Genomic DNA, 15,393 nt, shown 5'->3' on the forward strand with positions numbered 1-15,393 from the left:
CTATATGAAAAATTTAAATTAATAGCATCCCTTGTCCTTTTGACATTCCTGTTTGCCTGTTACAAGCTGGACCAATTAACTCAATTTGATATTACCTATAATGAAGAGGGAGTCATCGAATCTTCTGTATTAGTTGATCTGCTATTCAATGTATATACTCCAGATATTAATTCTAATTCTGAGTCAGCTTTTGAAAACAACAATACGCATAGGGATCTAATAGAACATATTGAACTTAGTTCCATGATCTTAGAGATCAAATCGCCGTCTAATGGGAATTTCGATTTTTTAAAATCTATTGAAACATTTATTTCAGCAGAAGATCAACCCGAAGCAAGGATGGCTTGGAAAGAAGTTATCCCTTCAAATTCTGACAACCTTATTGAATTAAACACGTCTAGTGATGATTTGCAAAACTATCTAAAAGAAGATAAATTTACCCTGAGAGTAGAAACAGTAACTGACGAATTAATAACATCAGACCACACAATTGACATCAACTCTGTATTCTTTGTAGATGCTAAAATATTAGGTATTTAATATTCTTTTAGAAGAACATTCTTTTACAAAGGCTAAACTAAACTTTAGGCATATAAAAAAACTAGCGATTCGAGTGTTACCTCAAATCGCTAGTTTTTTTTACAAATTATTTTCTGAAATTTGCACCACATAAATGATACACATTTAAAGCAAGTATAGTTGTACATACAACAAATGTAGCTATTTTAAACTTCGCTCAATTATAAGTCTGAACGAGTCAACAATAGGTTTCTATTATCAAGTGTCGCTTCACCAGAATTCACTTGCCAACGCACTTCAATCACTTCCCCTGACGTTACCGTTGTAACCATTGCTTGGAGAGACACTACGGAGTGCAGTGAAACAACCGTCCTACTAGAATTAACTACTTCAGTTCCATTTTGATAAATACTGTACGTCGTCTTTGTTTCGTCGCTTGCTGTTGTTCCTGGAGGAAATTCATTTCCGTGGTGCGTACCTGCAATTGCCATAGCTCCGATTCCTGTACCTATATCCCCCGTGATCGTAGAACTTGCATCAGATGAAACCGCGCCACTAGTGGTAAACATCACAAAATTTTCGAGTCTCCTTAAGTCAATAGGGGAAACACCTGTTGGCATTGCAAGAATACAACTCGCCCCAACACTTAGAGCTCCACTCTTTGTAAACATCCTACCCACCATACTTGTGCCGACTCCTAATGAAATCGCTCCAGCTCGAGACACTAATGATCCTTTAAATATGGAGTTAGCACCTGTTGACATTGGTTGTTCAGAAACCCAAAATATATTATTCGCGCTTGCTCCATTTGTTAACGTTACTGTAGTACCAACGCCCGTAGTTAATGGACCCGTACTTCTAATAACAAACATTGCGTTTGGATCTCCACCACCGTCGAACACGAGTGTCCCAGCAACCGATGCTGATCCCGTTACATCATAAACTCCTGGTGGTAAAATCTCTCCACCAGGACTACTATTACCAAAAACAAGAGAATGAGATAAGTTAGTAGCCGTTAAGGTTTTTAAGTCTTGATAAATCAAGTCTACATCAATTATACCTTCGTTTGTATTGAACGCATGATTGACTACAGTAGTCAAATGCTGAGCATTAAAAGAAACGGCATATGTACCTATTCCCACTGTTTTTGTCATGCCCGGCACAACTGAAGCCACCGTACCTGTGGTACTAATGTTATCACCAAAAAAAGCAGAATCAATCATAGATTCATTACGCCTTTTAACTCCTATCCATATAGGTGCCGAGGGAGTTCCCGTATTTAATTGGCCATCATTTAAGGTGGTGTTAAATATCATTAAGCCCGTCGCTGGGAGTGTGATATTATCTCTTTCTGTCGTGGTTAATCGAGGCATTAATAAACCCTTGCTTGTAGAAGAAACATCTAAGATAGATGAAGTGTCAGGTGTTGTTGTCCCAACCCCTACTTGAGCATAAAGACTACTCACAGGTAGTACGGTAAGCAGTAGTAAAAAATATTTCCGAAAAATTTTCATAATATTAGTTTTTGTTTAAATAAAAAAAATTAACTGTTTGGTTACGCAATTATACTAAAAAAATAACCTTACATCTAATTTATATGCATCTTATCGAATAAAATATTTTTATTTGTTAAATCCTGAGTAATCCGTATGCTCTGTACAAAAAGTAAAACTAGGACCTTAAATCAAGACAATAGGGCTAATAAAGAATGTGAAGCTTATTTAATCAGACAACAATTAAGAGTCTGTATATAATCACTAATATGATACGAGCCCTTTGGCAAAAATATACTATAAAAAAAAGGCCTGGAATACTTCTAGCCCTTTTTTAAATCTACCTTATCTCTTACACTTCGAGTTTTACGCAGCGGCGATACCTATTTGAGGCGCTTTCTTTGCTTATGAAATAACCATAAATTGAGAACTAAATACATTAATTTTATCCCTGCATCTGTTTGCAGCTATTAATTCTCCATTAATTTCAATCCTCTCGGTGTCATTATAAAATATTATTTTTTCTATAAGGTGACCTTACCTATATTTAAAAGCTAAGGACACGCTCTCTATAATTTCATAGCTATGTTTATAAGCTATTATTATTCTGGGTCTTTTACCAACTCGCAATTTGAAAAACTGGCTAAATCTAAGACTTGATTGATTTCTGCCTCTTCTATTTTTTTGAAGAAGTAGAAAAAAAAACTAGATGAAAAATTTTAATTCTTCTGTAACCTTTTGTCGCTTTCTTACGTACAACCGAGAGACACACTTTTGTGTTCCCAAATTTTTATTTGATAAATGAGACAACTTAAGATTTCCAAGCAGGTTACTAATAGAGAGACTGCATCGCTTGATAAATACTTACAAGAAATAGGGAAAATAGACCTCATTACTGCTGAAGAAGAGGTAGAACTGGCTCTAAAAATTAAAGCCGGTGACCAGGGCGCATTAAAGAAACTAACAACAGCGAATCTTCGTTTTGTGGTTTCGGTAGCCAAGCAATACCAAAACCAAGGCTTAACGCTTCCAGATCTTATTAATGAAGGAAATCTAGGCTTAATTAAAGCTGCGCAACGTTTTGATGAGACACGTGGTTTTAAATTTATCTCGTACGCAGTATGGTGGATTAGACAATCTATTTTGCAAGCATTGGCAGAGCAATCTCGCGTCGTGCGTCTACCTCTTAACAAGATAGGAAGCATCAATAAGATTAAAAAAGCTTTTGCCCACCTAGAACAAGCACACGAGCGTCCGCCAAGCCCGGATGAAATTGCCAAGGAGCTAGATATGACCATTAACGATGTAAAAGAGTCGATGAAAAACTCTGGCCGGTCTGTGTCCATGGATGCACCACTTATGGAAGGTGAAGATTATAATATGTACGATATTGTGCGCAGTGGAGAATCTCCTAATCCAGATAAAGCCCTTTTAAACGAGTCATTGCGTACAGAGATTGAACGCGCACTAGAAACATTAACACCACGGGAGGCAGATGTGATACGTCTTTATTTTGGCCTTGCCGATCAACATTCTATGACGCTAGAAGAGATAGGACAAACCTTTGATTTAACAAGGGAGCGCGTGCGCCAAATTAAAGAAAAGGCGGTTAGAAGATTAAAACACATTTCTAGAAGCACCATACTTAAAACGTATTTAGGCTAAGCGAGCTTGTCTACATTGATAGTTTCTGAAGCCTAAGTCATTTTAGAAATACAGTATCAATGAAACGCTACGACAGTATATAGATCGAGGCCTAGGCTGAGATTAAAACTGTTCGTTTTTTGATTGATGAATGACCTCCGGCTGATTACCGGAGGTTTTTTTTTGCACTTTAAAAGTGCTATGAATAATAATCCTTTTAGATATGATTTCTTATTATCTTTATACTTGAGCAAAACCAAATTTCTTTATTATGAATTTTACGATCTGTTATTTTAGCAAGTCCCAGGAAGGTCTCTCCAATGAAGAAGCTGAACACATTTTTGCAAAAGCATATACAAAAAATACCCTGTTAGGGATTAAAGGGGTTTTATTATATATGATGGGTGATTTTTTTCAGGTACTAGAAGGTTCTGAAAAAGCCGTAAAGAAAGTGTTTGAAACTATTAAACTTGATGCCCGCCATCATACTGTGTTTGAAATTATCAATAAGGAGACGAAACAACCTGTATTTAAAGACTACAGTTTAGATTTTAATATCGTAAGAACCGATGCTCAAATAAAGGAGATAAAGGAGTATCTTCGTGGTCTAAATCACAATACGACGGCAGAAAAACTAGACCGTCTTCTCAAACCTTTCTTTCTACTAGCATGAGCCACACTTTAATTGCCCCTTCTATTTTAGCCGCAGATTTTGCGAACCTCCAGCGTGACATTGAAATGATTAATGCCAGTGAAGCAGATTGGTTTCATATTGATATTATGGATGGTGTTTTTGTTCCTAATATTTCTTTTGGGATGCCCGTATTAAAAGCAATAAGCAAACACGCTACAAAAACAGTAGATGTACACTTGATGATCGTTGATCCAGATAGATACATCCAGACTTTTGCAGATCTTGGTGCAAATATATTAACGGTGCACATAGAAGCTTGCACACACCTTCACCGCACGCTGCAAGCTATAAAAGCAGCTGGAATGAAAGCTGGTGTTGCCTTAAACCCACATACGAGTATCGCATTACTTGAAGACACGATAAAAGATATTGACCTTGTATGCTTAATGAGTGTGAATCCAGGTTTTGGTGGTCAAAAATTTATTGATAACACGTATGATAAAGTTCGTGCACTCAAAAAACTTATCAATGAAAAAGGAGCTAGCACCCAAATAGAAATTGACGGTGGAGTGACTAATAAAAATGCAAAACAACTAGCAGATGCAGGAGCAGATGTACTCGTAGCTGGTAGTTATGTTTTTGGAGCAGAAAACCCTACACAAACGGTTGCAGATCTTAAAAAATTACTAAGTTAAAAAAAATGGTTCTCTAACCATTAATAATCATCCTATTCTACTACCACATTAAATGCTTATTATTGGCGGTAGCCCAATAGGTATAGCCTCTGCGATAGAGTGTAAGAAAAACAACTTAGATTATGTGGTATTAAAAAAAGGGTCGCTCACCAACTCGTTATTCAATTATCCTTTAAAAACGAGCTTCTTTTCTACTTCAGAGAAGTTATAAATTGATCATATTCCCTTCATTAGCACAAATGCTAAACCCAAACATGACGAAGCGCTAGAATACTAACGTAACGTTGTCACTGCAGATGACTTAAAAATAAAACTGTACGAAGGCGTTATTGCTGCTGAAAAGTCAAAGGATGGATTCCTTATCATTTCAGAAAAAAACAACTATCAAATGAAGCACGTTATCGTGGCGACAGGATTTTATGACATTCCAAAACTACTACACGTACCTGGCGAAAACCTGCCTAATGTTTCACATTATTATAAAGAAGCACATCCCTATTCATTAAAAGACATTAGTATCGTGGGCGCTAGTAATAGTGCCGTAGCTGTATTAGAAATCTGCAGAAAGGGCGGAAACGTTACTATGATTGTACGCGGCCCAGCCTTAGGCGAACGTGTGGAATATTGGGTGAAACCGGATATAGAAAACCGTATTAAAGAAGGAAGCATCAAAGCCCATTTCTCTTAATAAATTTTAAAAATTGAAGACAGCTCTGTCACCATAAAATCTAATGAAGGTATTGTAAAACTATCCAATGACTTTGTCATTGCACTCATAGGCTATCTGCCTAATTTTAATTTCTTAGGAAAACCAGGAATCACACTCTCTAAAGACAAATGCATCCCCACGTATAGTAATGATACTATGGAAAGCAATGTTGAAAATTTATATGTAGCAGGCGTTATTTGTGGTGGTAAAGAAACACATACATGGTTTATAGAAAACTCTAGAATTCACGCCAAGTTGATTGTTTAAGTCATTAGCAGTAAATCTAAATCTGGGTTATAAATATTAATTCAAGAACGCCGTGCTTATAAAAGCAGAATAGGCAAGCACAAGGAGGAAACCTTTGACTCTACCTATCTCGAATCTTTTTGGAATAAATGCTAAAGGAATTAGCACCGCTGAAAAACCTAGCATCCACCAAATATCACTTGTTAGTATTTCAGAACTATTTACGACGATGGGCTGTATTAAGGCAGTGATCCCGAGAACAGAAGCAATGTTGAAAATATTTGATCCAATTAAATTTCCTAAAGATAATGCTTTTTCTTTCTTTAAAGCAGCAATTACAGATGCAGCTAACTCTGGCACACTAGTACCAATAGCAATCATTGTCACCGCTATAACACGCTCACTCACGCCCAGCATTGTGGCTAGATCTACAGCGCCATCTACTAGTAAAGTACTTCCAAAATAAAGCGCTACCGCACCAATAAGGAGCCAGATACCAATCTTAAAATTTGAAACCGTAGCTAAAGCATCATCCACCTCATCAACTATAGCAACTTCAGAAACAGGTTTTCTTCTTGCTCTGCGTATTAACAAGTACAAGTAAATGGCTAGAATAAATAATAAAGCAACTCCTTCAATTTGAGAAATTTCATTACCGCTTGATAAGATAAAGTAAAGCGCCACAGACAGAATCATCATTACAGGCCAGTTGAACTTATAGAAGTCTTTATCTATGGTTAGCGGCGTGATAATAGCTGTTATCCCGAGCACTAATCCTATATTAGCAATGTTTGAACCTATCACATTTCCGAGGGAGATATCACTAAACCCATCGAGGGCAGCCTGTATACTCACCAATAATTCTGGTGCCGAAGTCGCAAAAGAAACCACGGTAAGCCCGATGATCATTTTTGATAATTTGAGCTTAAAAGACAAGCCTATAGCGGCGCGAACTAAGAACTCACCTCCTACTACCAAAAGCGCTAAACCTGCAATAATAAAAACAATACTCATAGGGAAAATCTAGTACTCACAAAAGGGAGAATTAAAGATGCGAAGATACTTAATTCAATACAAAATTAATTGCGTGCTCATACAATAAACAGCGACCCCTGCACTTATATCAATGCTTTTTTTGAATGGGTTTTTAAAAGGTAACAGCACTATTCGTTTAGTTTTTTAACACCGTCTTCACAGGGTATTACTACGGGAACGAACAAATCATATCTAAGCAAATGGATACTGGAAAGTAATTGAAAGTGACTCCTGATTTATTTCAGGGCATTTTTTGTCTATGTTTGTAGCATGAAAAAACAGCTATTTAAAACCTTAGCAAAACTTAATAGAACCTTGCTCCCTAGTTTTACTAAGAAACGAGTAGACCTTGCTAAAGCGTCAAAGCTTCAGATGGCACTCTTTGGCTATAAATTGTGGGTGACTAAAAATGCGCTAGATTAGTAGCTTAGCACAGAGGCTAAGTCGTATTTGTAAAGTTTATCTTCACCTCTCAAAAAGTCTATCTGCATAATAAAGTTGCATTGAACGACTATACCTCCAGCTCTTTCTACTAGATTGCAAGCGGCTTTTGCAGTACCACCCGTAGCTAGCACATCATCGTGAATAAGCACTCGATCTCCTCTTTTTATAGCATCTTCATGCATCTCAAGCACATCCATTCCATATTCTAGCGAATAAGGTTCTTTGTAGGTGTCAAAGGGTAATTTACCTGGTTTCCGCAAAGGCACAAAACCAGCGTTGAGCTCCTGTGCAAGCATCATCCCAAAGAGAAACCCTCTGGACTCGATACCAACTACTTTATCAATTTCTTGATTATTAACCAAAGATACGAGCTGTTCAAGACAAACACGTGATGCTTCATGACTGGACAGCAAAGGAGTAATATCCTTAAAAACCACACCTGGCTTAGGAAAATCTACAATGTCCCGTATGTATTCTGAAATATCAATCATAGAAAAAAAAGCATAAAAAAGCATCTATCGTATAAAGATAGATGGTAATACATTACAATTCAAACAATTAGTCCTTTAACATTCTAGCCACAAGACCAAACAAAAGACAAACCGCTACACTACCAAAAACTAAAGCTCCTACTCCCATTCGACTAAGATAAATAAAAATTATAAACTAAACCATTTTGTGATGTTAAACCCTATCATTAGAGCAAATCACACAAATAATACTCCGCTAAAAAAAGGATTGAATTTTATCTTAAATACTCACGAAGACACTAAAATACCTGCTTTTTTAAGTGGTCGTATTAAGTTATTTACGAAAGATTTTTCGGGTATAATTCTCTATTTTAAATAGAGATGTTTTCTAGATACTAGTGTATGTTTTATTCACGAATATGTCCATTACCATAGACATAATATTTATTGGTAACCAACTGATCAAGACCTAAAGGACCTCTATGGTGTAATTTATCTGTACTAATGGCAAGTTCTGCACCTACCCCCATCTCACCACCGTCTGTAAATCTGGTTGATGCATTATGGTACACAGCTGCACAATCTACCTGTTCCATAAAAAGGGACGCTGTTTTATTATTAGTTGTCATTATAGTCGCTGAGTGACCACCAGAATATTTATTTATTTTTTGAATCGCATCCATTGTAGAATCTACGGATCCAATAACACACTTCATCGCCAAAAACTCCTTTTCCCAAAGTGAGTCTTTTGGTATAAGTTGTTCCTCTTTTAAAACATCTTTAACATCAGAGTCTACTAATATAGATACTCCATTGTTTTTTAAAATATGCTTCAAAGCAATCATCTTATTGTGGTAACTAGATAAGTTTTTGTTTATCAATATTTTATCTAAAGCATTACAGGCTGATATTTTACTAGTTTTTGCATCAAGAATAACCTTAATGCTATCTTCCCAATCTGAATTTTGATCTACATATAAAAAGTTATTGCCCCGACCACTTACTAGTACAGCGCATTTTGCATGTTCCTTCACAAAAGTAATCAATTGCTCACCTCCTCTGGGAACTATTAAATCTATCTGCTCTGTTGGGTTTTTTAAAAATTGCTGTGTCTCTGTTCTATCCATCTTTAAAAACTGGATATATTCTGTACTCAACCCATTTTCTTGTAATGCTTGATGCCATAAATCAACGAGAATAGTATTACTATGTATGGCTTCTTTCCCTCCTTTGAGCAAGATTTTATTATTCGCCTTAAATGCAAGCACAGCGGCCTCTATGGTAACATCTGGTCGAGACTCGTAAATAATCATTATAGTCCCAAAAGGCGCTGTCTTGTTCACTACTTGCAGACCATTTTCTAGCAACTTATCGGTAATCACCTTGTTTATTGGATCTCCTTGTGAACGCACTTGCATAATTGCCTGTATCATTCCGTTGATCTTTTTATCATTTATAAGTAAACGATCATACATCGCCTGATCATCTTTTTTAAAAGCCTCAAGGTCCTTTTTGTTTGCGTCTAGAAGTTGTGCTCTATTTTCATCTAAAGTACGCTCCATAGACCTTAAAACATTATTTTTTTTCTCCGTTTGTATTAATCTCATTATTATGTTTTTTGATTAGAGGGATACTTTGGTCCCAATACTTTTTCCTTCTATAATATCAACAATCGTATTTTCTTTTTTCCCATTGGCAATGAATGTTGGTATACTTTGAGCTGCAGTCTGTTGTGCATAGTTTAATTTAGACCCCATACCACCTCGACCTTCTCCCTCATCTTTGCCACTGTCTTTAATATACTTATCAAAGTCATCTTTTGGGTTTACATTTTCTATAAGACTACTAAATTCTGCGTCTGGATCACCCGAATACAATCCATCAATATCTGTAAGAATAATTAGCCTGTCTGCATTGATTAATTTTGCAATAAGACTAGCTAGCTCATCATTATCAGAAAACATAGACATGGTAACCGATACAGCATCATCCTCATTTGCAATAGGAATTACCCCTTCGGAGAGTAATCCTTGGACACAATTAATCATATTTTCTCTATGAATTCCTGGACTAAAATCCCGCTTAGTAGGAAGTACTTGTGCACATTTCATCCCATATTCTTGGAAGAGATTATAATAAAGACTCATCATACGGGGTTGCCCAATGGCAGAATAAACTTGCCTTTTCTGTGTTTTATCTTTTATATTAGAATTTCCTAAAACCTCTTTTCCCGCAATAACAGACCCAGATGAAACTAATATAGATATAATACCACGCTCATAGAGTTCTGCTATCTGTTTGACCAATCTTCTGAGGACAGGCCTGACTATTCTATTGTCTTTATTGGTCATTACATTGGTACCTACCTTAATGACAATTATTTCTTTGTACATATTAATTTTCTTTACCTAATTCAACAGCACGGCTAAACGCAGCGAATGCGGCTTCTTTTATTAATTCATTTACGTTATTATCATCCATAGAATCCAGCGCTGCTTGCGTTGTCCCTCCTTTTGAAGCTACTTTCTCCATCCAAGAGTTGGGAGATAAATTAGACTGATTAAACAGTGATATGGCACCTGTGAATGTTTGACTAACCAAAACTTGAGAATCATTCTTTGTAAATCCCATTTGCAAGGCAGCTTCCATCATACTCTGCATAAAGTAAAACACATAAGCCGGGCCGCTACCAGAAATCCCAGTAGACGCATCAATTAAACTTTCATTACTAACAAGAATAGACTTCCCTGTGGTGTTTAATAAGCTTTCTACGGTTAATAATTCCATTCGTGAGACTTCAGGTGAAGCCACATACGCTGTTAAACCAAGCCCAACTTTTGCTGGTAAATTTGGCATTGCACGTATTACTTTATGTACTCCGGAAATATTCTTTATTGCGCCCATGGTGACACCCGCCATAATCGAAATTAAAATTTGACCCGAGGTGACCATAGGGTGAATTTTTTTAAATAGGTCTTCTGCATGATGTGGCTTGACCGCTATAAAAATAATATCTGCTTTTGGGACACAATCTTCTAATTCCTTAAATGCATCGAAATGCGAAATTTGATGAAGTTGTTCCAATTTTTTATCAGACTTGTCCAACACCATAATGTTTTTCTTTTTGAGCAGTTTTGACTTGGACATTCCTTCAGCGTAGGTAAGCCCCATATTGCCCGCTCCAATTACTAGTACTTTCATAAAATGGTTTAAAATTAATTTATTGTTTCATAAGATAAATATGACTCGCGCTAAATAAATAATATACAGTCACTACAGTTTTTTACTTGACCATAATAGGTTTCCCTGTATTTATGAAGTGTTTTAATGGGCAAACCTAAAAAGTGTTTTTTTATATAGGTAACTCTGGTTGTCAGTATTCCCATTTTTCTACTGTATCGTTTTTCTGTTTTAGTCCTTCTTTTAATACCAAAAATTTTCATATCGGATTTTCTTGTTGTTATTAATAAATCGAAAAGTCTATAATTTGTTGTTTATTTTAATCTGAAGCACTGCCTAACAAATCACGTTCCTAAAGGCACTATATGCTCTTGCACATGGTGTCTTAAAATCTGTTTAAGTGCGTTTATTTGTTCCCTTTTTTCGACAGCCATTGAAATATAGCTGTCTTTCGCCTTTTGAACCTAGAGCGAATGTATTATCGCGTTAATATTGTGGCTATTAACTATTTTTTTAACGAATGCTTTGTGACCAGTTGGCGTCAATAAATGAAGCTGCCCTCTCTTCATAGAAGCAAGTAAACTTAGCAACTTCCACTTTGCAGCTGTTTGTTTTTGATTTTCAACTTTTAAAGCTACTACTGAATAATGCTTAACCCCTCCTTCAGTGATGAAAGACACATCTGCCTGAAATTTTTCTTGAGTAGATTTTTTGGTAAAAACTTTAGTGTTTTCATATCCCTCTGAAACCGATTTTAGAGAAATGGAGGCTCTTTTTTCGGCCCACTCAACTGCCCTCTTTAAATATTCATCATTCCTCATACATCTGTTTTAGTGTAAATCTGCCTCAGACTTTTAAGCCATAAGACGTTTGCGTCAAAATACAATAAATAGTTCGTATAGGAACTATTTATCGTGTTTAATGCAAAATCTCATAAAACAAGCTACTATTGATTCGCATTTATTAAAAAACAAAAGTTTAGTAGATGCCCTGTCCTAAAGGATGTGAAGCTTAGTGGAAATAAATTATTTGGGATTAGTTGTTATTTCATCTATAGTAAGTAATGGTGCTGCATCCATATCTTCTACATTCAAAATCTGAGTAAGTAATTCTATATTTCTATCTAATTCTTCAATTTGCTCAGGGCTTAACTTTTTTAATCTTTTTGATAGTTTCTCCTGAAGCGTCGGCGGAGATTTATGAAGTAAGTCTGCACCTTTAGCTGTTAAAATAATATATACCGCTCTCCTGTCTTCCGGCTTAGGGAGCTTAGCTACAAGGCTTTTACCTTCTAATCTGGAGATAATACCAGAAACAGTACTGGCATTTAGATTGATGTATGCTTTAATATCTTTTGCGAGCGCTCGATAATCGTTTTGATCAGATAAGTATTTTAGCACTAAAAGCTGAGGAATGCTTATTCCTAATTCTTTCTCTATCTTTTTGCTTTCAAGATTTACAGAGCGAATTATTTTACGGAGTTTTACGATAATGTCAATATATTTCAAAAGGTATATCCATTTAGTGTATTCAAAAATAAACCTATTTAATTGAAACAAGTGTTTTCATTCACTAATAAAATTATCTTTATGTTCTGTAGAAAGTAAATAAGAATACAGCCTGTTTAATTTTAAAATTGTTACGTTTCCTTTAATTGATTAATAGCCTTCTTATTACCTGTAGCAATACTGTCATGTACACTATCAGTTTAGAGCCTAAAACAAGATCATCACTTAGATATCCTGACATTTTCTGAACATTTAGAATAAAGAAATCACACTCCAGTTTTCAAAAAAAAGCATCGCATAATCGATTGCATTCATTGAATTAACAGAAAAACCTGTTGGTAAGAGTATTTTTTTTATTTTTATGAAATTTATACAACGAAAATAGTCCTGTCATAAAAATTAAAAAATGATGGTTGTCATATTAATCGTGTTAATATACAATTCACTTCGCTTTCTTATTTAATCTCCTCAATCACACTTCCGCAGGCAAGCATCGCATCACCATAATACGGATTCTGAATATCCTTTTCAGTGCTTAACCAGACAGCTCCTTTATTGTTGTTTGCCATTGGGCATTTTTGAACATAAAGCAGCTCCTCCAGACTATCAACATTCATAACAATAGGGACTATATTCTCATTTAGTATCACATAATGTGCACGTTGGTTTTCAAGATCATCATGACTCCCTATGGCATCAAGCAAATCTATACTTCTCTTACTATGTGATTGCTCCATTTTTCCCAGACTCTCTATAGCAATGGCTTTAAATGATTTTGATGTTACCCTTGCGAAGGCCGCAACTTGTGTCGCATCACTAGCCACAAAAGCATCTTTCATTTCTAAGTATCCCTTAAGCACCTTTTTAAATTCTTTTTGAAAACTTGCGGAAAATTTCATTTTCATATCAGACATCGGTTCCTTTAGCTCTGCAACCTTTCCCCTATTCATCATAGACTTTTTTCCTTGCAGTTGTGCCGCAGCATCAACCGTAAATGTGCCATTGGTTACCACCTCATCACCAGCACTTAAGCCCTCAATAATCGTATAATATTCACCATTCCTAGTACCAATAGTCACTTCTCGCATTTCAAAAACTGGTTCATTGATGTTTGTCTTTATATACACTAGGGAGCGCTCCCCAGTCCACATTACAGCACTTGCAGGCACGGAGAGCACTTCATCTGTATTTGCAGTTACACCTTCTAGTTTACCTGTCACAAACATTCCAGGCTTAAAGAGATCATCTGTATTTTTAAGTGTCGCTCTTACTGTTACGGTGCGCGTCATCTTATTTAAAATAGGATCGATAAACGAAACCGTTGCATCAAATTCCTTATTCGCGTATGCAGTGCTAACAACCTTAATTTTTTGTCCAACCTTTAGATCTGAAATTTGATTTTCATAGGCGTCGAATGCTGCCCAAACCGAATTTAAGTTGCTCACCCTAAGTAGCGGTTGCCCTTGTTTTACATAGTCCCCTTCTCTAGCCATTACTTCTAAAACGGTCCCAGAAACAGTGGCGTAAACAGGAAAGTTTTCACGTGCTTTACCTGAACCTTCAATAGCATCAATTTGTTTTTCTGAAAGTTTCCAGTTTTTTAATTTATTCCGCACCGCCTTGTATAATGCTGGTTGCGCTTCTTTTAAAGAAGCGGTTGTAATAAGTTCCTGTTGCGCAGCGATAAGATTTGGCGCATAGATTGTGGCTAACAATTGACCTTGATTTAATTTTTGTCCCTTATAATTTACATTCAACCGTTCAATGCGTCCATCAAAATAACTTGATTGAACTGAGTTGTTCTCTTCATTTGTAGTAATCTTTCCTGATAATGAAATCATTCCATCGTCATCAGATGCGCTGCCGCTCCCTACAATGCTGGTTTGGATATTTGCTAGTGCCATTGCATTTTTGGTCATTTTTATTTCATTCATCGCTAGACCTTCGGCGCTGAATTCTGCTGGAATTAAATCCATTCCGCATATAGGGCAGTCGCCAGCCTCTGGCAGCATAATATGCGGGTGCATAGAGCAGGTCCACATTTGTTCTGCTGATTCACTAATATGGTCGTGAGTATCCGTTATTTTTGGACTAGTTAAATCCGTACTATTTCCGAAAACCAAATAGCCGCCAAATAGCCCTATGATTACTGCAATACCGAAATATAAGATGTTCTTTTTCATAATTAATTAATTAATTGATTTAGATTTTAATCTGAGTGCATTTACAATCACTAAAACTGAGCTAAAGCTCATTGCTCCTACTTTTCCTTAGTCCTGTAATTTTGCTACTTCTTTGAATTTGTCTTCCGACAACATTCCCGTTTTAAAATCGGAAAGATTGAGTTCAATTGCCACTCCTTGAGCGGTGTCGTGATTATCTCCTGTAAGCATTATTACTGAAATGTCTTTATCTTGAAGTGCTTTTTGAAATGTTTCAATAGCAATGTGCGATTCCATTTCGATACTGGCTTCGGCTTTTTCTAAATCTACCGATACACTTGACACACCTACCACTTTAGAAAGTGTTTGTCTTATATAATTTCGACAACCGTTGCAGGTCATTCCTTGTATGTCATAGGTGTGTTTCATTTTAATTATTCTCTACTTATTCGTGCTTATGTCCCTTTGCGGCATGGTCCTCATTTTTCATCAGTGTCATTCCACACGTATTACACGCAACTTCCTTATCGCTGCCGCTATCTTTACAATGCACAGGACAGACGTAAGCTGATGTGTATTCTGCTCCCTGTTTTGCAATAGCTCCTTCCTTTACTGCTGCCTTGTTATCCTTACAAGGCAACACAAATACTGATG

At 36.3% G+C, this 15,393-nt stretch carries 15 protein-coding genes and 2 pseudogenes; 6 read left to right on the top strand and 11 right to left on the bottom strand.

Going from position 1 to position 15,393, the window contains the following annotated elements; translation table 11 throughout:
- Positions 1-39 precede the first annotated feature (39 nt).
- Positions 40-540 (top strand): hypothetical protein, encoded by a 501-nt coding sequence (locus tag ABXT71_RS00975; RefSeq protein WP_415371939.1) that lies wholly within the window; start codon positions 40-42, stop codon positions 538-540.
- A 200-nt stretch (positions 541-740) separates the two neighbouring features.
- Here ABXT71_RS00975 and ABXT71_RS00980 read toward each other — a convergent pair whose 3' ends face one another.
- Positions 741-2,033 (bottom strand): ice-binding family protein, encoded by a 1,293-nt coding sequence (locus ABXT71_RS00980; protein WP_415371940.1) that lies wholly within the window; start codon positions 2,031-2,033, stop codon positions 741-743.
- 780 nt (positions 2,034-2,813) lie between these two features.
- Between ABXT71_RS00980 and ABXT71_RS00985 the strand changes: the two genes are divergently transcribed.
- The 4 genes and pseudogenes from ABXT71_RS00985 to ABXT71_RS01000 all read left to right on the top strand — a co-directional run bounded on the left by ABXT71_RS00985 (position 2,814) and on the right by ABXT71_RS01000 (position 5,961).
- Positions 2,814-3,677 carry an RNA polymerase sigma factor RpoD/SigA gene (locus tag ABXT71_RS00985; RefSeq protein WP_415371941.1) on the top strand — a complete coding sequence of 288 codons (864 nt, stop codon included), beginning with the start codon at positions 2,814-2,816 and terminating at the stop codon, positions 3,675-3,677.
- A gap of 250 nt (positions 3,678-3,927) precedes the next feature.
- Positions 3,928-4,329: a BLUF domain-containing protein gene (locus tag ABXT71_RS00990; protein WP_415371942.1), complete on the top strand. Its 402-nt coding sequence runs from the start codon at positions 3,928-3,930 to the stop codon at positions 4,327-4,329.
- Positions 4,326-4,985 carry a ribulose-phosphate 3-epimerase gene (gene rpe, locus ABXT71_RS00995; protein WP_415371943.1) on the top strand — a complete coding sequence of 220 codons (660 nt, stop codon included), beginning with the start codon at positions 4,326-4,328 and terminating at the stop codon, positions 4,983-4,985. Before ABXT71_RS00990 ends, rpe begins: the two co-directional genes overlap by 4 nt.
- A gap of 52 nt (positions 4,986-5,037) precedes the next feature.
- A pseudogene (locus ABXT71_RS01000) lies at positions 5,038-5,961 on the top strand (YpdA family putative bacillithiol disulfide reductase).
- A gap of 36 nt (positions 5,962-5,997) precedes the next feature.
- On the opposite strand, the gene ABXT71_RS01005 reads toward ABXT71_RS01000, so the two are convergent.
- Positions 5,998-6,954 carry a calcium/sodium antiporter gene (locus ABXT71_RS01005; RefSeq protein ID WP_415371944.1) on the bottom strand — a complete coding sequence of 319 codons (957 nt, stop codon included), beginning with the start codon at positions 6,952-6,954 and terminating at the stop codon, positions 5,998-6,000.
- Between the two features lie 291 nt (positions 6,955-7,245).
- On the opposite strand from ABXT71_RS01005, the gene ABXT71_RS01010 reads away from it, so the two are divergent.
- On the top strand, positions 7,246-7,398 hold the full coding sequence (locus ABXT71_RS01010) for an SsrA-binding protein (RefSeq protein WP_415371945.1): 153 nt from the start codon (positions 7,246-7,248) through the stop codon (positions 7,396-7,398).
- Here the strand turns inward: ABXT71_RS01010 and ABXT71_RS01015 are convergent.
- The 9 genes and pseudogenes from ABXT71_RS01015 to ABXT71_RS01055 all read right to left on the bottom strand — a co-directional run.
- Complete coding sequence (locus ABXT71_RS01015) at positions 7,395-7,907, bottom strand: adenine phosphoribosyltransferase (protein WP_415373045.1); 513 nt, start codon at positions 7,905-7,907, stop codon at positions 7,395-7,397. The genes ABXT71_RS01010 and ABXT71_RS01015 overlap by 4 nt on opposite strands.
- Positions 7,908-8,296: 389 nt before the next feature.
- A complete protein-coding gene (locus tag ABXT71_RS01020) occupies positions 8,297-9,496 on the bottom strand; it encodes a glutamate-5-semialdehyde dehydrogenase (RefSeq protein WP_415371946.1) in 1,200 nt (399 codons plus the stop codon).
- 15 nt (positions 9,497-9,511) lie between these two features.
- Entirely contained in the window at positions 9,512-10,282 is a 771-nt protein-coding gene (gene proB / locus ABXT71_RS01025) for a glutamate 5-kinase (protein ID WP_415371947.1), read from the bottom strand.
- 1 nt (position 10,283) lies between these two features.
- The gene (proC, locus tag ABXT71_RS01030) at positions 10,284-11,090 is read right to left on the bottom strand and encodes a pyrroline-5-carboxylate reductase (protein ID WP_415371948.1); all 807 of its coding nucleotides are present in this window, start codon (positions 11,088-11,090) and stop codon (positions 10,284-10,286) included.
- Between the two features lie 50 nt (positions 11,091-11,140).
- Positions 11,141-11,332: a hypothetical protein gene (locus ABXT71_RS01035; RefSeq protein WP_415371949.1), complete on the bottom strand. Its 192-nt coding sequence runs from the start codon at positions 11,330-11,332 to the stop codon at positions 11,141-11,143.
- A gap of 201 nt (positions 11,333-11,533) precedes the next feature.
- Entirely contained in the window at positions 11,534-11,890 is a 357-nt protein-coding gene (locus ABXT71_RS01040; protein WP_415371950.1) for a hypothetical protein, read from the bottom strand.
- 204 nt (positions 11,891-12,094) lie between these two features.
- Complete coding sequence (locus ABXT71_RS01045; RefSeq protein WP_415371951.1) at positions 12,095-12,577, bottom strand: MarR family winged helix-turn-helix transcriptional regulator; 483 nt, start codon at positions 12,575-12,577, stop codon at positions 12,095-12,097.
- A gap of 455 nt (positions 12,578-13,032) precedes the next feature.
- Complete coding sequence (locus ABXT71_RS01050; RefSeq protein ID WP_415371952.1) at positions 13,033-14,760, bottom strand: efflux RND transporter periplasmic adaptor subunit; 1,728 nt, start codon at positions 14,758-14,760, stop codon at positions 13,033-13,035.
- A 228-nt stretch (positions 14,761-14,988) separates the two neighbouring features.
- Positions 14,989-15,168 (bottom strand): annotated as a pseudogene (locus tag ABXT71_RS01055) (heavy-metal-associated domain-containing protein); the annotation flags it as partial.
- Positions 15,169-15,393: the final 225 nt, after the last annotated feature.

This window comes from Patiriisocius sp. Uisw_047 (assembly GCF_047730165.1).
In the GTDB taxonomy this organism is placed as follows: Bacteria; Bacteroidota; Bacteroidia; order Flavobacteriales; family Flavobacteriaceae; genus Patiriisocius.